Here is a 17,696-nt window from a genome sequence, read left to right as displayed (position 1 = left end):
TCGAACTCCCGTGGTCCGTCCCGGGATTCAGGCAGGACGGGGCAGGTACGCCAGACCGTGCGCGCCCGCCTCGCCGAGCCGGGGGACCTCCAGTCGGGCCACCGGCTCCAGCGCCGCCAGGTCGATGACGTCGACGGTGGAGGAGACGGCGCAGGAGACGTAGGCGAGGCGGCCGTCGGGGGAGGAGGTGACGGTGAGCGGGAAGAGGCCCACCTCGACGGAGCCGAGCCGCTGGTGGCCGTCGGCGGCGAAGACCGTGAGACGGCCGGGGAGTTGGCGCCCCAGCGGGGAGCCGTCGGGGACGCTGCGCACCTCGCCGGCCAGCAGCCTGCCGGTCGGGGTGAGGTGGACCGGCAGGGCGGGGGAGTCCGTCGGGAGGACCTCCGTGACGGAGGCGGTCGCGACGTCGATGACGCGGATGCCGGGGGTCGGGGCGGGCGTGGTGGTGGTCGAGAGGTACGGGCCGGCGGCGTAGACCCGGGTGCCGTCCGGGGAGACGGCCAGGCCCTCGCTGCCGGGGACCTCGACCTTGGCGGTCAGCACGCCCCGGTCGAGGTCGACGACCGAGACGAAGGGTGCCTCCTTGTTGGTGGCGAAGCCGGTCCGGCCGTCCGGGGTGATGGCGAACCAGTGCGGACCGGGCGCCTCGGTGTCGATCCGGCCGAGCGGGCGACGGGTCTCGGTGTCGATGACCACGACGCCGCCGGGCCGGTCCGGGCCGCCCTCCACGCTGACGTACAGCCGGCCGCGGGCGGTGTCCAGGGCCAGTCCGTGCGGGCCGTGTTCGGGGGCGAGGTCGACCACGTCGACGACGCGCCGGGTGTCGGCGTCGATGACGGTCACCTCGGTGCGGCGGCCGCTGTTGGCGCCGTAGTAGCCCGAGTGGTAGGCGCTGGTGCACCAGAGCAGCCGCCGGGTCGGGTCGAAGCAGAGCTCGTGCGGTTCGGCGAGGATCCGGACGGTGTCGAGGTGCCGGTCGGTGGCGGCGTCGAAGAACAGGACGTTCGAGCCGCTCTGGCTGACGACGGCGAGGACGTCGCCGGTGCGGTCGGTGCGGTCGGCACGGGTGGGCTGCGACATGAGGACTCCTCGGTGAGGGTTTGCGTGGTTCCGCGGTTTCGCGGTCGTTTCCACTGTCGTCGGCAGCCGCGGCGGGAGCCATGCAAGGATCGGCATCGGATAGTTGTCCAGGATGCAAAGACCCAGGTCAGGAGCGCGTGACCGATGGATCTCAACCTGCTGCGGGCGCTGGACGCCCTGCTCCAGGAGAACAGTGTGACCCGCGCGGCCGAGCGGCTCGGCACCTCGCCGGCGGCCGTCAGCCGGATGCTGGCCCGGCTGCGCCGCGCCGTCGAGGACCCGCTGCTGGTGCGCGCCGGGCAGGGCCTCGTCCCGACCCCGCGGGCGCTCGAACTGCGGGAGGAGGTCGGCGCGTTGCTGCGCGGCTGCGACAGCGTGCTGCGCCCCGGCGCCGGCTTCGACCCCGTCCACCTTGACCGGACCTTCACGCTGCAGGCCGGTGAACTGATGCTGGTACGGACGGCGGGCGCCCTCGTCGAGCGGGTCCGGGCGGAGGCCCCGCGGGTGGACGTGGTCTTCCTGCCGGAGGCGCTGGAGGACGGGCCGGCGCTGCGGCAGGGGCTGGTGGACGTCGAACTGGGCGTGCTCGGCCACCTGGACACGGAGGTCCGCACCCGGCAGCTCCTCCGCGTTCCCCTGGTCGGCCTCGCCCGGGCGGGCCATCCGCTGTTCGACGGCCGCCGGATCACCGCCCGCCGGTTCGCCGCCGCCGACCACATCGGCGTCTCCCGGCGTGGCAAGCGGCTCGGCCCGATCGACGCCGGGCTCGCCGAACTCGGGCTCCGGCGCCGGGTGGCGGTGGTCGTGCCCAGCCACACCGGCGCGATGCTGCTCGCCCGGGACAGCGACCTGGTCACCCTCGTCCCCGAGGACTGGCTGCCGGACACCGTCGCCGCGCTGGGCCTGCGCACCTTCCCGATCCCGCTGGAACTCGCCCCGCTGGAGCTGGGGATGGCCTGGCATCCGCGCAACTCGGCCGATCCGGGGCACCGCTGGTTCCGCGAGCACGTGGCGGCCGCGGTGCTGGGGCGGGAGTAGCCCCCGCGGGGGTGTGCCCCGGCTCGGTCCGCGGTGTGCGGTCGGGATACCCTGCCGGGGTACATGGCGGCGGCTGGGGACAGGAGGCGGAGGATGGTGCGGTCACGGCCGTTCGGTCCGCCGGTGCCGTGGGCGCCGCACCTGCTGCTGCTCGCCGCGCTGCTGTTCGGCATCGTGACGATGCACACGCTCGGCCATCCGGGCGGCGGGCACGGCGGACACGGTGGTTCCGGCGGGCACGAGGGAGCGGGGACGCACGCCTCGGCCGTGCACCAGGCGCACCCCGCGGCCGCCGTCCACCACGGCCCGGCCGCCGCGCCCATGGAGGCCGCCTCCGCCGTCGACCCCGCCCTCTCGGCCGCCTCCGCCGTCGACCCGACCATCGCCGGCGGCATGGACCCGATGGCGGTCTGCCTCGCCGTCCTGGCGGGCTGGACCCTGGTGCTGCTCCTCGCCGGCCCGCTGCTGCGCCGCAGCGGCGACGCCGCCGCCGAGGTACGGGCCCGACTGCTGCGGGCCGTCCGCGCGCTGCCCCCGCCCGGGGGCGGGCGGATACTCCTCACCAGACTTTCGGTGCTGCGCCAGTAGGCGCGCGCCCGCCGTCCCGTGCCCGCGCCCGCTCTGGAGCGCCCGCGCGCACGTCCACGCGCCCGCTCGCGCCCCGCAGCGCCCGCGCACGGAACGGCCGACGCGACGTCCTGCACACCCACACACCGCACGAGGTGCACTCCGCCATGCGCACACCCACCCGTCGTACCGTCCTCGGCGCCGCGCTCGCCGCCGCCGGGACCGGCCTGCTCACCGCCTGCTCCTCCGGCTCCATGAAGGGCATGGACCACGGGTCCATGAACCACGGTCCCACGAGCGGCACGACCGGAGCCGCCGCCCCGGCCGGCTACCTCGCCCCGAACGGCCCCGAGGTCGCCGCCGCCGAGGCCCGGCGCAACCCCGGCCCGGAGCGGAAGGTCGCGCTCACCGCCACCGAGACCACCCTGGACCTCGGCGGCCGCACCGTCCGCAGCTGGGCGTACGGCGACCGCCTGCCCGGCCAGGAGGTGCGCGCCACCCTCGGCGACACGCTCGCCGTCACCCTCGCCAACCACCTGCCGCAGCCCACCACGCTGCACTGGCACGGCCTCGCGCTGCGCAACGACATGGACGGCGTGCCGGGCGTGACCCAGGCCGACGTCCGGCCCGGCGCCTCCTTCGAGTACCGCTTCGCGCTCGCCCACCCGGGCACGTACTGGTTCCACCCGCACTCCGGCGTCCAGCAGGACCGCGGCCTGTACGCCCCGCTGATCGTCGAGGACCCCAGGGAGCCGCTGGCCTACGACAAGGAGTGGGTCGTCGTCCTGGACGACTGGGTGGACGGCGTCGACGGCAGCACCCCGGACGCCGTCCTCGCCGAACTCGCCCGGGGCATGGGCGGGATGGACCACTCGGGCGGCTCCGGCCACGACATGCCGGGGATGACGGGGATGCCGGGCCACGACATGGCGGGGATGACTGGGACGGGCAGCGCCCCGGGCAGCACCCCGAACGCCACCGGCCCGTCCCGGATGCTGATGGGCGCTCAGAGCCCGCTGCTGGGAGGCGACGCCGGTGACGTCGCGTACCCGTTCCACCTGGTCAACGGCAGGCTCGCGACCGCGCCCGAGACCTTCACCGCCAAGCCCGGCGACCGGATCCGGATCCGGCTGGTCAACGCGGGCGGCGACACCGCCTACCGGGTCGCCCTCGGCGGCCACGAGCTGACCGTCACCCACACCGACGGTTTCCCGGTCGAACCGGCCACCACCCAGGCGCTGCTGCTCGGCATGGGCGAGCGCTACGACGTGCTGGTGACCGCCAAGGACGGCGCCTTCCCGCTCACCGCGCTGGCCGAGGGCAAGAACGCCACCGCCCTGGCCGTGCTGCGCACCGGCGGCGGCGCCGCGCCCGACGCCGCCGTCCGCCCGGCCGAGCTGGACGGCCGGCTGGTCACCGCGGGGCAGCTCAGGGCCGCCCCGGACGTCCGGCTGTCGGCCAGGACGCCGGACCGCACGGTGAGGCTGGAGCTCACCGGCGGGATGGCGAAGGCCGACTGGGCGTTCAACGGCCGCCGGTACGACCCGGCGCAGCGCTACCCGGTGGCGGCGGGCGAGCGGGTGCGGCTGGAGTTCCGCAACAGCACCGCCATGTGGCACCCCGTCCACCTGCACGGTCACAGCTTCGCGCTGCCCGGCGACGGCCCGCGCAAGGACACCGCGGTGGTGCTGCCGGGCACGACCCTGGCCGTCGACTTCGATGCCGACAACCCGGGCCTGTGGATGGTGCACTGCCACAACGTCTACCACGCGGAGACGGGCATGATGACCGTCCTCGGCTACCGGGCCTGATCGCGGACTCCCCCCCCCGCGCGAAAGTGCCCGGGTTCCACCCCGAAAGGACCCCGAACCGCTCCGGCGGTTCGGGGGCCCGCCGTCTCCGGCACCCGGCGCACTCCGGCGTGCCACCGGCACCGACCTGCGGCGTCATGACGATTTCTTAACGCGGCCCGGTAGCGGATCCTTAACGCCGGTCGCATAGCCTGACGCACTGCCGTCGCCCGACGGCGTTTTTACGGGGTCTTTAAACAAGAGGTGCAAGGTGGTTTCGTCGGGTTCGACGGAGACGGCGGAGTCGGACGCGCCGTCGGCGCGAATACGCCTCCGCAGCTGGCTGCTGGAGGACGTGACCGCGGAGAAGCCCGCGCGGCAGTCCGCCGACGAGGGCGCCCCGGAGGCGCCGACCGGGGGCGCGGCGGCGGGGGACTCCGCCGCGCACGGCACGCCCGCCGGCCAGCGCTGGTGGCGGGTGATGTGCCTGACCGGCCTGGACTACTTCTCGACGCTCGGCTACCAGCCGGGCATCGCCGCCCTGGCCGCGGGCGTGCTGTCGCCGATCGCCACCATCGTGCTGGTGGTGGTCACCCTGCTGGGAGCCCTGCCGGTCTACCGGCGGGTGGCCAAGGAGAGCCCGCGCGGCGAGGGCTCGATCGCGATGCTGGAGCGGCTGCTGTCGTTCTGGAAGGGCAAGCTGTTCGTCCTCGCGCTGCTCGGCTTCGCGGCGACGGACTTCCTGATCACCATCACGCTGTCCGCCGCCGACGCGAGCGCGCACCTGGTGGAGAACCCGCACCTGACCGGCTTCCTCGGCGGCAAGCAGGTGGTGATCACGCTGGTCCTGGTGGCCCTGCTCGGCGCGGTCTTCCTGAAGGGCTTCAGCGAGGCGATCGGCCTGGCGGTGTTCCTGGTCGGGACGTACCTGGTGCTGAACGTGGTCGTGGTGGCCGTCGGCCTCTGGAAGATCGTCTCGGCGCCGCACGTGGTCACCGACTGGACGGACGCGCTGACCGCCCAGCACGGCAACCCGATCGTCATGGTCGGCGTGGCCCTGGTGACCTTCCCGAAGCTGGCGCTCGGCCTGTCCGGCTTCGAGACCGGCGTCGCCGTGATGCCGCACATCAAGGGCGACCCCGACGACACCGAGGCGAACCCGGCGGGCCGGATCCGCGGCACCCGCAAGCTGCTGACCACCGCCGCCGTGATCATGAGCTGCTTCCTGATCGCCACCAGCTTCATCACCACGCTGCTCATCCCGGCCGACCAGTTCAAGGCCGGCGGCGACGCCAACGGCCGCGCCCTGGCGTACCTGGCCCACGAGTACCTCGGCGGCGCCTTCGGCAGCGTCTACGACCTCTCCACCATCGCGATCCTCTGGTTCGCCGGCGCCTCCGCCATGGCGGGCATGCTCAACCTGCTGCCCCGCTACCTGCCGCGCTACGGCATGGCCCCGCACTGGGCCCGCGCGGTGCGGCCGATGGTGATCGTGCTGACCCTGATCGGCTTCCTGGTCACCTGGATCTTCGACGCCGACGTGGACGCCCAGGGCGGCGCGTACGCGACCGGCGTGCTGGTGCTGATCAGCTCCGCCGCCATCGCGGTGACCATCGCCGCGCACAAGAAGCGCGAGCGCGGCTGGACCGTCGCCTTCGCGGTCATCGCGGCGATCTTCCTCTACACCACCGTGCTGAACTGCCTGGAGCGGCCGGACGGCCTGAAGATCGGCGCCTGCTTCATCGCCGGGATCGTCCTGGTCTCGCTGCTCTCCCGGCTGCGCCGCGCCTTCGAGCTGCGCGTCACCAGCGTCGCCCTGGACGACGTGGCGGAACGTTTCATCAGGGACTACGCCCACCGGCCGCTGCGGCTGATCGCCAACGAGCCGAACAACCGGGACCTCGCCGAGTACCGCGACAAGATCCACCAGATCCGCGCCGACAACGACATCCCCGGCGAGGACGACCTGGTCTTCGTCGAGGTGACCGTCCGCGACGCCTCCGACTTCGAGGCCGCGCTGACCGTGCGCGGCGAGGTGCTGCACGGCCGCTACCGGGTGCTCACCCTGGAGAGCTCCAGCATCCCGAACGCGCTCGCCGCGCTGGCGCTCAACATCCGGGACCGCACCGGGCAGCAGCCGCACCTCTACTTCGAGTGGACCGAGGGCAGCCCCTTCGCCCAGTTCCTGCGGTTCTTCCTGTTCGGACAGGGCGAGGTCGCACCCGTCACCCGCGAGGTGCTGCGCGAGGCCGAGCCGGACCGCTCGCGCCGCCCGCGCGTCCACGTCGGCTGACGGCCTGCTTCCGCTGCGAGGCCCGTACGCTGCGGCCCCCACGCCCCGGTCCGTCCGCCCCGGCCCGTCCGCTCCTGGTGAGCGGACGGGCCGGCGGCGTGTCCGGGGCGGAACGACGGACCGCCGCCCGCGCCTGGGCGGGCGCGGGCGGCGGTCGGGTTCGACCGGTCCTAGGAGGGGAGTTCGAGGACCAGTCCGGGATGGATGAGGTCCGGGTCCTCGCCGACCGCGTCGCGGTTGAGCTCGTAGAGCGCCGGCCAGCCGCCGGGGACGCGCAGGGACTCGGCGAGGTCGGCGAGGGTGTCGTTCTCGCGGACCGTCCAGGTGCCGTCCTCGGACTCGACCGGGGCGGCGTGGGTGTGGGTGTGGGCGTGGGCCGGGGGCGGCGGGGCGTTGTCGCGGCCCTGGCCGTGGGTGGCGCGGGCGCCGCACACGGGCCAGGGGGAGAGGCCGCGACGTTCGGCCAGGAGCTGGGCGACGGCGATCTGCTGCTCGCGGGTGGCGAGGTCGGCGCGCGGGGCGTAGCCGAGGCCGCCGTTCTCCCGCCAGGTGGGCTGGTCGAACTGGAGGCCGCCGTAGTAGCCGTTGCCGCTGTTGATGCGCCAGTTTCCGCTGCTCTCGCAGGCCGCCACGCGGTCCCAGTCGTACGAGCCGCCGCCCTCCCTCCCGGGGTCGGACCGGCTGTCGCGGCCTGGCGGCGCGGCGTGGGCCGCGGGGGCGGCGAGGGCCACGGTGAGGGCGCAGAGCGCGGTCGGGACGATGCGGCGCAGGCGAACGGTGGGAGGCATGGGCGGCTCTCAGACTCGGGGACAAGACCGGCGCCGTCCACGGGGGCGGCGCACTCCCACCCATGCACGCCGGACGGTGCGTTCCGTGGACGACACGTCCGACGGGTCACCCGCACGGCGGCCCGGGGCCACCCCGGTGGTCGGCGGCCGACCGGCCGTACTCCTCGTCGCCTTGCCGTTTCGTCGCTTTGGTGCCTCGTCACCTCGCCGCTGGTGCGCCTGCTGCCCGCTTCCGGCGCCGACAGCCGTCGTCGCGGCCCCGGCCCGCGTGCCGCGACCTCGGGGCTCCCGCGCCGCCCGGCCGACCGGGGACAAGGTCGTGCACCGAGGGTTCCCGGCCACCCGCCGTTCGGCTGCCGTTCGCCGTCCGCACGGCTGGGCGTGACCCGGCCGTGCGGTGCGGCTGGGAGCCTCCTCGGCGTTTCCCCGAGCCCAGGAGGCGGCAGTGGCGGCACAACCCTCTCGTACTTCCCGCACATCCCGTACGTCTCGAAGGACGGTCCTTCGCACCGGTGCGGCGGCCGGTGCGCTCGCCGCGCTGCCCGCGTCCACCCTGCTGTGGACCCAGCCGGCGGTGGCCGGTACGCCCGGTCCGGAGCAGGTCCACCTCCAGTGGGGCGACGAGCCCTCCCGCGAGATGACGGTCTCCTGGGCGACGGCGGCGTCCGTGAACCGTCCCCGGGTGCGGATCGGCACCCCGCGCGAAGGCGCCGGCCGGACGGTGCACGCGCGCAGCCGCAGCTACGTGGACGGCCTCAACAAGGTCGAGACCTTCACCCACCACGCCCGCCTGGACGGCCTGCGGCCCGACACGACGTACGTCTACGAGGTGCTGCACGACGGCGCCCAGCCGGTCCGCGGCACCTTCCGCACCGCTCCCGCGCCCGGTCGGGCCGCGTTCCGCTTCACCAGCTTCGGCGACCTCGGCACCGGCGACAACGTGTTCAGCAAGTCCTCCATCCACGGCGCGGCGGCGGTCCGTCAGGTCGAGGGGTTCGACCCGCTGTTCCACCTGCTCAACGGCGACCTCGCGTACGCCAACAACAACCCGCAGCGCCAGCCGCAGGCCTGGAACGCGTTCATGAACAACATGTCCGGATCGGCCGCCCACCGCCCGTGGATGCCCACACCCGGGAACCACGAGGTCGAGGCGGGTGGCGGGGAGCTCGGCTACGCCTCCTACCTGACCCGCTTCGAACTGCCGGACAACGGCACGCGCGACCACTGCGGCACCTGGTACGGCTTCCAGATCGGCTCGGTGCTCTTCGTCAGCCTGGACGGCAACGAGATCGCGGTCGAGGACGACGCCAGCATCGACCCGGCCACCGGGCAGTCGATCTACATCAGCGGGTACAGCGACGGCGCCCAACTCCGCTGGCTGGACCGGCTGTTGTCGCGGGCCCGGGGCGGCAGCTCGGTGGACTGGATCGTGGTCTACCTGCACCAGTTCGCGATGTCCTCCTCCGCCCAGAGCCACGGCGGCGACATGGGCATCCGGGAGAAGCTGCTGCCGCTGCTCGACCGCCACAGCGTCGACCTCGTGCTGGCCGGCCACGACCACGACTACGAGCGCACCCACCCGGTGCGCGGCACCGCCCCGGGCGGCCTGCTCACGCCGGCCGTCGCCGACGACGACCTGCGGCAGATCGACACCTCGCAGGGCACCGTCCACCTGATCCTCGGCGGCGGTGGCACCGCCGGGCACGACGACGTCTACCTGCCCGCCGACGCCGACGGCGTCCGCGAGGCCACCGTCCGCACCCAGCGCCTCACCTACAAGGCCGACCCGGACGCCAAGGAGAAGGCCCACTGGTCCGCCGTCACCGACCCGGACACCCGCTACCCCTACGGCGTCGCGGTCTTCGACGTCGACCCGGGGGCGGTGCCCGGCGGCCGGACCGCCATCACCGTCAGCTACTACCACTCCGTCCCGGCCACCGCCGCCGCCCCGCTCCCGACGCCGGTGCTGTACGACCGCTTCACCCTGTACCGCGACCGCAGCGACGGCTGGGGCGACGACGACCAGGGTGAGGACTCCCAGGGCGAGGGCTCGCAGGGCCGGTCGGTCGCCGGCGCCCGCCGGTAGCGCACCCGTCGTCGAGGGCCCGCCGCGCCGCCCGGTGCGCGGCGGGCCCTCGCTGTCGCGCCAACTCGCCTACCGCGAAAGGGAATCGAAAACACGTCCGGTGATGCCGGACCTCTTGTCAAAGGTTAGGGAAGTTTCCTAACTTGATGTCATGTCCGAGACCGAGACCCCACGGCACTCCCGGCGCGACCTCCTCCGAGCCGGCGCGGCGGGCGGAGCTGCCCTCGCGGCCGGCGGCCTGCTGCTGCCGGGCACCGCCCTGGCGGCCCCGCGCCCGACCGCCCTCGCCACCCCGACCCTCCCCGTCACCCCGACCCTCCCCGTCACCCCGACCTCCCCCGCCGCCCCGACCGTCCCCGCGCCCCGGGGCGAGCGGACCGCCGGGTCCGCGCTGCGGCCCTTCGGTCGGCACCTCGCCTACGGGGCCGACCCGTCCCAGCAGGTCGTCGTCTCCTGGCAGGTGCCGGACGCGGTGACCGCGCCGTTCGTCCGCATCGGCGTCCAGCCCGGCGACTACGGCGCCCCGATCGCCGCCGAGGTCCGCACCCTGGTCAGCAAGCTCTCCTGGCAGAAGCCGGTCGAGGACCAGCCCCTCGTCAAGCCCACCACCGTCACCCAGTACTACCTGCACGCGCGGCTGGACCAGCTGATCCCGGACACCACCTACTACTACGTCGTCGGCCACCAGGGCTACGACCCGGCCGGCCAGGGCGCCCGGCTCGGCGACGTGGCGAGCTTCCGCACCGCGCCCGCCCCCGGCCGCGGCGCCGGATTCACCTTCACCGCCTTCGGCGACCAGGGCATCGGGTACAACGCGGCGGCCACCGGAAACCTGATCGCCGGCCTCGACCCCGCCTTCCACCTCCACATGGGCGACCTCTCCTACGCCAACGCCGGCGGCAGCGGCAAGACCAGCGACGCGTACGACGCCCGCCTGTGGGACTCCTTCTTCGTACAGAACGAACCCGTCGCCGCGCGGACCCCGTGGATGCCGGCGATCGGCAACCACGAGATGGAGCCCTGGTACGGGACCGACGGCTACGGCGGCATGCGCGCCCGCTTCACCACGCCCGACAACGCCTGGAGCCAGTCCACCGGCATCTACTCCTGGCGCTACCAGAACGTCGGCCTGATCAGCCTCGACGGCAACGACGTCTGCTACAACACCCCCGCCAACCTCGACTACACCAAGGGCAAGCAGAAGAAGTGGCTGGAGAGCCGGCTCGCCGCGCTCCGCGCCGACACCGGCATCGACTTCATCGTCGTCTACCTGCACCAGTGCACGTACTCCACCTGCCACGACAACGGGGCCGAACTCGGCGCGCAGCAGGACTGGGCCCCGCTGTTCGACAAGTACCAGGTGGACCTGGTGCTCAGCGGCCACAACCACGTCTACGAGCGGACCGACCCCATCCGGGCCGGCAAGCCCACCCGCAAGGTCGCCTCCGGCGACACCGTCGACCCGGTCAAGGACGGCACCACCTACGTCGTCGCGGGCGGCGGTGGCGGCGGGCTCTACTCCTTCCCCGCCGCCGACACCTACCTCGGGCACGAGAGCGCCAACGACAAGCCCGTGCCGATGGTGGTCTCCGACCGGAGCGGCCACAACCAGACCGTCAAGGTCACCTGGTCCAGGGTCCGGTACACCGGCTACTGCCTGGTGGCGGTCGATGTGAGCCCCGCCGTCGCGGGCAGGCCCGCCCGGATGGAGGTGCGCTCGCTGACCGAGGACGGCACCGCCGTGGACCGGGTCACCGTACAGCGCGGCTGACCCGGCGGCCGGCACCCGGTCCCGTTTGAGTACCGCTACTCAGGCGGGCGGGGCCGGTGTGCCGGGACGATGGCGGTCCCACGACGCCGGAGGCCACGGAGGGCCCGCCATGCTCAGTCGGATCGCCGCCGCCCTGGTGCCCGTCCTCGGGCGCCTCTCCGTCACCTCCGAGACACCCGGCCCGGTCGCCCCGGGCAGCGTCGTCGCGGCCAACCACACCTCGGCCGCCGACCCCGGCGTGGTGCTGGCCGCGCTGCGCCGCCTGGGCACCGAGCCGGTGGTGATGGCGACCGCCGGGCTGTGGCGGGTACCGGTGCTCGGCGGAGTGCTGCGCTCCGGCGGGCACATCCCCGTCCACCGCGGCACGGCCCGGGCGGCCGAAGCCCTCGACGCGGCCGCGACGGCGCTCGCGGCCGGCCGGGTCGTCCTCATCTACGGCGAGGGCGGCCTGCCCAAGCACCGGGACTCCCGCGACGCGGAACCGGGCGCCTTCCGCACCGGCCTCGCCCGGCTCGCGGCGGCGACCGGCGCCCCCGTGGTGCCGCTCGGCCAGTGCGGCGCCCGCCGCCTCAGCTCGGGCGGCACCGCCAAACAGCTCGCCGGACTCGCCACCGCCCCCGTACGCCGCCCCGCCCTGCACGTCCACCTCGGCGCCCCGCTCCACCTGCCCGGCGACATCCCCGAGGCCACCGCCGCCGCCCACCGGGCCGTCACCGCCGCCTGGCGCACGGCGCAGCGGCGGTGCGGCGGGCCGGGTAGGTCATGGATCACGTGATCCATGACAACTCCCCTCCAGGCAAGGGCAGTCCGAGCACCCAGTAACGTTACTGGGTGCTCGGACCATCCCTGTTCGGTCAGCTCCGGGGAGAGGCCTCCAGCCGGTCCGCGGACCACAGGACAGCGGCCAGTGCCACCAACACCGGGACGGCCAGGAGGCCGACGCAGATCGCCCCGGCCTGGGGCGCGCCCATCCCGGCCCGGACGAGACGCCACCCGAGGCCCAGGTCGACCGCCGTCGCCAGGCTGCCGAGACCGCCGGCGGTCACCCGCAGGTGCAGTCGCCGGGACCGGGACGGGGTCGGTGCGGGTGTTTCCTGTGAGAGCATGGCAATGCCTTCCGGATCGGATAACGGATTTCGAACCCGATGAGGCATACGGGCGCCGTTCCGGCGAGGGAGCGGCGCCCATTTCATGCCCGTCTGCGGGTCCGGTGACGAGGATACCCACGCTCGGGCAGAGTGTGGACCGCCTCCTGATTCCGAAGCGATGGTCCTGTGCGGGCCGTTGGAGCAGTGCAGATTGATATAAATTATTGCTGATCTCCGCAGGTCAGAGCCATGGTTTCGTCTACGGAGCGCACATCTCCACCTGCGAATTCGTGAAATCGCCGCAGAAAGAAGCGCGCCACATTTCGACGCCGTTCCAGCCCGAAAGTCCGAACTTTGCGGGACGGGCCGCTCTCGTGGGCACTTTTGGATGGCATGCCGACAATGCCTGCCGCTGTTGGGTGGTTGGCATCCGGTCGATCCGGAAAAAAAATTCCACCGATCCTTCGATCCGGCCCTGCCCGCCGCGCCACCACCTCGTCGCAGCCCCGGAGGTCGCGCCGGACCAAGCCGCGACGGCCGAACTCCTCGACCAGTACGACCAGTACGACCAGCTCGCCTCCGGCCGACAGCAGGCCGGGCCGTTGCCGTCCCTACCCTGACGGGATCGGGCTCCAGGCGTCCAGCAGGTTCCGGAGGCGTTCGCGGTGGTCCGCGATCCACCCTTCCGGCAGGTCGATCGGAACCCGCACGGTGACCATCGAGCCCGACTCGTCCTCGACAACCACCTCGGGGCACCCGCGCTCACCGGTGAGCTGGATGAAGACGGACGGTCCGCTGCCCATCTCCATCCACTCGATGTCCTGGCCGGCATCGAGCCTGTCCAGGGCCAGGCCCCACTCCTCCAACTTCGAGGCCGACAGCACCAGGTCGATGCGCCCACTCACGAAGGGCGTCGCCACGGCGATCTCGGCCGCAAGCCCGCCGGACCATCGCGGGTGCCGACCCAGGACCGTGATGCCGACGCCGTTGCCCTCATCGTCAGCGAGAACGACAAGATCCATCGGAGCCACCTCGGCCATGACTCTCCCCCGTTCAACCGGCACGAGAGGGCATCGTGGCTCACCCGTCACGCTCGAGGCCAGCGCATTCCGGCCGGAGTGACCTCGACCGGCTCGGGGAGCCGGGGGCAGACCCGTCGGCCCGGGTGATCCCTTCGTCGTGCCGCGAACTACGCTGGCCGGCATGGACTGGCTCGATCGCGTGGCACGGCTGAGGCGCTGGACGAAGGGCGGCGAGCGTGCGCCGCACAAGCCGTTGCTGCTGCTCTACGCGCTCGGCGGCTACCAGCGGGACGCCGGCGGCGAACTGCGGTACAGCGCGGTCGAGGAGGAGCTGAAGCGGCTGCTCGTCGAGTACGGCCCGCCGCGTCCGACGACCCCCGCCTACCCGTTCCACCACCTGGTCAGCGACGGGGTGTGGGAGGTCCGCACCGACCAGGGGCCGGGTAGCCCCGGCAGCGGGGTCGGGGTCCTCCGGTCGAGCGGGGCCGCCGGCAGGCTCGCGCCCGCGCTGCGGGCCGCGCTCGGCGAGGAGCCGGCCCTGCTGGGCCGGATGGCCCGGGTGCTGCTGGACGCCCACTTCCCGACGTCCCTGCACGCCGACCTCTGCGAGGCGGTCGGCCTCGACCTGGAACGGGCCGAGACCGGGGCCGTGGGCGGGCCCGAGGCCGCGGCCCGGCGGCAGCGCGACCGGCGGATGCGTGAACTGATACTCACCGCCTACGAGTTCCAGTGCGCCTTCTGCGGCTACGACGGCGCCCTCGGAGCGAGCCCGGTCGGGCTGGAGGCCGCGCACGTGCGCTGGTGGTCGCACGACGGGCCGGACGAGGTCGACAACGGCCTGTGCCTGTGCTCACTGCACCACAAGCTCTTCGACAAGGGCGTGTTGGGCCTCGGGGAGGGCCATCGCATCCTGGTCTCCGACCGCTTCGTCGGCCGCAGCGAGGCCAGCCGCCGCCACGTGCTCGCACTCTCCGGCCGCCCGCTCATCGGCCCCCAGCCCGGCCGCCCCCCGGTCGCCGACCGCCACCGGCAGTGGCACACGCGCCAGGTGTTCCACGGCGTCCCGCGCCGGCCCGCAGGGCAGGGGGCCTTGGTCTAGTCGTACTGACCGGGAAGGTTCGCCGGATCGGCGGTTCGAGCGGTTGGATGTCCGGAGACGTCCGATGCGACCGTTGGGGGTGTGGTGGCTGAGCCTGTCCGCGTGCGCAGGTCGACCGACCAGGAGGGAGAGCGTCAGGCCCTCACACCACGCGCGATTCGGTACAGCACGTTCGGGCGCAGTGGCCCTTCGGGCGCGGTGGGGTCGTCGAAATCGTCAGCCGGGTCGCGGGTCATGCCGATCCGGCGCATCACTGCTTGGGAACGGATGTTGGTGGCGGTCGTCACTGCAAGAATCTCGGGGAGTTCAAGCGTTTCGAAGCCGAAGGCAAGAGCAGCCAGGGCGGCCTCGGTGGCGTAACCCTGGCCCCAGGCCGAGCGAGCGAGCCTCCAACCGATCTCTACCCCCGTGAACGGCATGTCATCATCCACCTGGTCCAAGCCCGCGAAGCCGATGAACTCGCCCGTGGCCTGTACTTGAACTGCCCACCATCCGTAGCCTCGCCGGTCGAACTCGGCCTGGAACCGCGCCACGGAGGCATCGCTCCGTTCACGGGTGAGCAGGTCGCCCAAGTGCTCCCGAACCTCAGGATCGGCATTCATAGCCGCCCACGGTTCAAGGTCGGAGTCTTGCCATCGACGGAGCACGAGGCGATCGGTACGCAGTTCAGCCATGCTGCCCAGCCAACGTGAGCGCCGCCCCCAAGGCAATCCATTTTCTCCGGGACCGCTACCGCCGCTCAGGAGGGGACTGCTCGGCCGGCTCCAGGACTGACGAAGCGACCACCGCCCCGGCGGGCATCCCGCTGGTCGGATCCTCGGTCACCACAGACAACCAACGGCCGGTTCAGCGGGTCGGCATGCCTCCGTGCGGGCTGTTGACCACCAGCGGCAGGGAGCCCTCGGCAAGGTAGAAGTGCCCGGGAAAGTAGTCGATGTGGAGGTGGCCGCCGTCCTCGGCGGAGGCCATGCCGCGCAGGTTGTCCGCGAGTACCGCCCGGCCGGCGGAGTCACCGCTGATCACGAGGAACTGCCGCTCGGAGTCCAGATGGACAAGGACGCCCGGGCCGGCGGTCCCCTTCACCTCGATCCCCGCCAGGGCGTCGGTGTCCGGCGAGGGGGTAGAGCCGAGAAGCCCCTTGCCCTCGGCCACCGCGTCCGCCAGACGGTTCAGCTCCTCCGCCGACGCCGCCAGATCCACTTCGCCGTACACGGGGTCGCTGACGAGTCTCACGCGGTCGGCACTCCTTCACGATCGGAATCCCTGATGCTACTGAACCTGGGCGGGTGAGGTCGGGGGGCGCCGAGTGTGCCGGTGCCCCGGACTGTTCCGCGGGTGGCTGCCGCGCCAGGATGAGCGCATGACCGAGAGTGAAGCGGACCTGCCGGCGCTGCTGCGCGAGCTCGATGATCCGGCGTGGCTGGAGTGGCCGCAGCGCTACGACCGTCGCGGGACCGCGGTTCGCTTCGGTGCTCTGGTGGCTCGGCTCGAAGGCGACTTCGCTGCTCCCTGCCCGGCTGAGCAGGACGCCCAGGACTCCAGCGAGTACGGACGTGTCGTCGTTCCCGGGGACGCGACCGTCTGCGGAACCCGGATCGTCGTCTGCGTCAGCAAGTTCGGCTCACTGGCGCTGGTCTGCGCCGACAACCCGGGCGCCTTCCTCGGAACGGAGGAGGCCCGGACCGAGGGCGAGCTGGACGGCGCGGACCTCGCCAGGGTCAACCGGGCGCTGGCCGGACTCGGCTATGTCGTGGTTGCCGAGGAACTACTGGAGAGCGACTACGACGGGCCGAGCCGACTGCCCTCGTACATTCAGCGGCCCACCTGGTCGGACCGCTTCTTCGGCTACTTCTGACGACCGCGATCGAGACCCGGTGCAGCACCGCGTTGATCCTGCGATGGTCTTGATCGCCCCCGGCGGGGGTGGGGGCGCGATCGGCTGGGCGCGGTCCGGTTTCAGTCGTGGACGAGTACGGCCGTGTAGTCGGCCAGGGCGGTGTTGATCTCGGCTGGGTCGAACGCGGCGGGGTCGAACTGGTCGGCCGAGTCGAGGCCGAGCCATTCGAGTCGTTCCTCGTGTTCTTCGTGGCCGGGGTCGGTGAGAACCTCGACGAGGTACTCGTATCCCCAGATCCCGCCGCAGTCCTCGGGCGGGCCGGCCCGTCGGCCGGTGAGGCAGTGAGGGTAGGAGACACCGGGTTCGGCGTCTCCTACGGCCTCGACGAGGATGTCGTGTTCCCAGTTGTCGCCGAAGTCGTAGATGTAGCGGAACCGCGTGCCGACGCCGGGGGCGATCTGGTCGAGGCGCATCGCCGTCGCGTTGCGGATCCCCAGGTCCCGATCGGTGACGCCGTACCGTTCCCGCCCGGTCTCGAAGGCCCACATGTGGTAGTCCTCCCAGCCGAACGCGGCCTGGACCAGGTCGTGCAGCCGCCGCAGATCCGTGCCCGACGGCACCTGCAGGCGACGCCAGATCGGGGGCTTGGAACCGGACAGGGTGACCTTGATCGTGTGGACGGACGTTCCCGGGGCGGTCCGGGAACGGGTGGGCGGCTTCACGCGCCTGGTGTTCGACATGGCCGCCATCCTGCCAGCGGCACCGGTTCCCGTACGGGCGTCGGCCGTCGGCCCACCCGCCCGTGTGACAATGCGCTGCACTGGTTGAAGCACGTCCGAGCGGTTGTCGTTCTCACAGCGCGAACGGTCGGTGGGCCAGGGCCAGTTCGACGACCTCGGCCGCTGTCGGCTCCGGCCCGTCGGCCGAGTAGATCAAGTCGCTGACGTAGCCACTCGGACAGCCAAGACCCCTGTCCAGTGCCTCCAGCGTGCGGTCGATCTCGGCGTCGTTGTAGCAGTCCCCATCCATGATCTTCTGCACCATCGCAATGGCCGACTCACGAGCCATCACTGCTTCAGCCACCCCCTCCGGGATGAGGGGAGTCTAGTGAGTCACGTGATCGACCGGGCAAGTCCTAGCCGCAATGCCAGTGACTTTGATGGCTTTGGCTCGTTGGGTGTGGTGTGGCGAGGGTGGGGCAGGTCAAGTCGCCTGCGGGTGAGCGGTTGTCGGACCG

18 protein-coding genes are annotated in these 17,696 nt (G+C 72.6%); 10 read left to right on the top strand and 8 right to left on the bottom strand.

Annotation, left to right across the window (positions count from 1 at the left end; genetic code table 11):
• Positions 1-27: 27 nt before the first annotated feature.
• Positions 28-1,080, bottom strand: coding sequence for a YncE family protein (locus ACWDD9_RS04320; protein WP_449810753.1), 1,053 nt, complete (start codon positions 1,078-1,080; stop codon positions 28-30).
• A gap of 144 nt (positions 1,081-1,224) precedes the next feature.
• On the opposite strand from ACWDD9_RS04320, the gene ACWDD9_RS04315 reads away from it, so the two are divergent.
• The 4 genes from ACWDD9_RS04315 to ACWDD9_RS04300 all read left to right on the top strand — a co-directional run bounded on the left by ACWDD9_RS04315 (position 1,225) and on the right by ACWDD9_RS04300 (position 6,768).
• The gene (locus ACWDD9_RS04315) at positions 1,225-2,118 is read left to right on the top strand and encodes a LysR family transcriptional regulator (protein WP_049657470.1); all 894 of its coding nucleotides are present in this window, start codon (positions 1,225-1,227) and stop codon (positions 2,116-2,118) included.
• 93 nt (positions 2,119-2,211) lie between these two features.
• Positions 2,212-2,706, top strand: a complete 495-nt coding sequence (locus ACWDD9_RS04310) for a hypothetical protein (protein ID WP_449810752.1) — start codon at positions 2,212-2,214, stop codon at positions 2,704-2,706.
• A gap of 146 nt (positions 2,707-2,852) precedes the next feature.
• The gene (locus ACWDD9_RS04305; protein WP_449810751.1) at positions 2,853-4,496 is read left to right on the top strand and encodes a multicopper oxidase family protein; all 1,644 of its coding nucleotides are present in this window, start codon (positions 2,853-2,855) and stop codon (positions 4,494-4,496) included.
• Positions 4,497-4,746: 250 nt separating this feature from the next.
• A complete protein-coding gene (locus ACWDD9_RS04300; protein WP_449810750.1) occupies positions 4,747-6,768 on the top strand; it encodes an amino acid transporter in 2,022 nt (673 codons plus the stop codon).
• 170 nt (positions 6,769-6,938) lie between these two features.
• Here the strand turns inward: ACWDD9_RS04300 and ACWDD9_RS04295 are convergent, their stop codons facing one another.
• Positions 6,939-7,556, bottom strand: coding sequence for a LysM peptidoglycan-binding domain-containing protein (locus tag ACWDD9_RS04295; RefSeq protein WP_117487051.1), 618 nt, complete (start codon positions 7,554-7,556; stop codon positions 6,939-6,941).
• A 445-nt stretch (positions 7,557-8,001) separates the two neighbouring features.
• Between ACWDD9_RS04295 and ACWDD9_RS04290 the strand changes: the two genes are divergently transcribed.
• The 3 genes from ACWDD9_RS04290 to ACWDD9_RS04280 all read left to right on the top strand — a co-directional run bounded on the left by ACWDD9_RS04290 (position 8,002) and on the right by ACWDD9_RS04280 (position 12,188).
• On the top strand, positions 8,002-9,642 hold the full coding sequence (locus ACWDD9_RS04290) for a purple acid phosphatase family protein (RefSeq protein WP_449810749.1): 1,641 nt from the start codon (positions 8,002-8,004) through the stop codon (positions 9,640-9,642).
• A 151-nt stretch (positions 9,643-9,793) separates the two neighbouring features.
• On the top strand, positions 9,794-11,413 hold the full coding sequence (locus tag ACWDD9_RS04285; protein ID WP_449810748.1) for a purple acid phosphatase family protein: 1,620 nt from the start codon (positions 9,794-9,796) through the stop codon (positions 11,411-11,413).
• Positions 11,414-11,522: 109 nt separating this feature from the next.
• Positions 11,523-12,188 (top strand): lysophospholipid acyltransferase family protein, encoded by a 666-nt coding sequence (locus ACWDD9_RS04280; RefSeq protein WP_449810747.1) that lies wholly within the window; start codon positions 11,523-11,525, stop codon positions 12,186-12,188.
• 79 nt (positions 12,189-12,267) lie between these two features.
• Here the strand turns inward: ACWDD9_RS04280 and ACWDD9_RS04275 are convergent, their stop codons facing one another.
• Positions 12,268-12,519, bottom strand: coding sequence for a hypothetical protein (locus tag ACWDD9_RS04275; protein ID WP_449810746.1), 252 nt, complete (start codon positions 12,517-12,519; stop codon positions 12,268-12,270).
• A gap of 206 nt (positions 12,520-12,725) precedes the next feature.
• Between ACWDD9_RS04275 and ACWDD9_RS04270 the strand changes: the two genes are divergently transcribed.
• Positions 12,726-13,121: a hypothetical protein gene (locus ACWDD9_RS04270; RefSeq protein WP_449810745.1), complete on the top strand. Its 396-nt coding sequence runs from the start codon at positions 12,726-12,728 to the stop codon at positions 13,119-13,121.
• On the opposite strand, the gene ACWDD9_RS04265 is transcribed toward ACWDD9_RS04270, so the two are convergent.
• On the bottom strand, positions 13,113-13,541 hold the full coding sequence (locus ACWDD9_RS04265; protein ID WP_449810744.1) for a DUF5959 family protein: 429 nt from the start codon (positions 13,539-13,541) through the stop codon (positions 13,113-13,115). The two genes, ACWDD9_RS04270 and ACWDD9_RS04265, sit on opposite strands and share 9 nt — an antisense overlap.
• Positions 13,542-13,704: 163 nt before the next feature.
• On the opposite strand from ACWDD9_RS04265, the gene ACWDD9_RS04260 reads away from it, so the two are divergent.
• The gene (locus ACWDD9_RS04260) at positions 13,705-14,622 is read left to right on the top strand and encodes a phosphorothioated DNA-binding restriction endonuclease (protein ID WP_449810743.1); all 918 of its coding nucleotides are present in this window, start codon (positions 13,705-13,707) and stop codon (positions 14,620-14,622) included.
• 134 nt (positions 14,623-14,756) lie between these two features.
• On the opposite strand, the gene ACWDD9_RS04255 is transcribed toward ACWDD9_RS04260, so the two are convergent.
• Positions 14,757-15,296: a GNAT family N-acetyltransferase gene (locus ACWDD9_RS04255; RefSeq protein ID WP_449810742.1), complete on the bottom strand. Its 540-nt coding sequence runs from the start codon at positions 15,294-15,296 to the stop codon at positions 14,757-14,759.
• A gap of 172 nt (positions 15,297-15,468) precedes the next feature.
• Complete coding sequence (locus ACWDD9_RS04250) at positions 15,469-15,855, bottom strand: Imm32 family immunity protein (protein WP_449810741.1); 387 nt, start codon at positions 15,853-15,855, stop codon at positions 15,469-15,471.
• Positions 15,856-15,982: 127 nt separating this feature from the next.
• Here ACWDD9_RS04250 and ACWDD9_RS04245 point away from each other — a divergent pair, with 127 nt between their 5' ends.
• Entirely contained in the window at positions 15,983-16,477 is a 495-nt protein-coding gene (locus ACWDD9_RS04245; RefSeq protein ID WP_449810740.1) for a hypothetical protein, read from the top strand.
• A 101-nt stretch (positions 16,478-16,578) separates the two neighbouring features.
• Here ACWDD9_RS04245 and ACWDD9_RS04240 read toward each other — a convergent pair whose 3' ends face one another.
• Complete coding sequence (locus tag ACWDD9_RS04240) at positions 16,579-17,199, bottom strand: plasmid pRiA4b ORF-3 family protein (RefSeq protein WP_449810739.1); 621 nt, start codon at positions 17,197-17,199, stop codon at positions 16,579-16,581.
• Positions 17,200-17,311: 112 nt separating this feature from the next.
• Positions 17,312-17,542, bottom strand: coding sequence for an e9imm peptide (locus tag ACWDD9_RS04235; protein WP_449810738.1), 231 nt, complete (start codon positions 17,540-17,542; stop codon positions 17,312-17,314).
• Positions 17,543-17,696: the final 154 nt, after the last annotated feature.

The sequence above is a fragment of the Kitasatospora sp. NPDC001119 genome (genome assembly GCF_053598475.1).
This window is presented reverse-complemented; position numbering and strand designations above follow the sequence as displayed.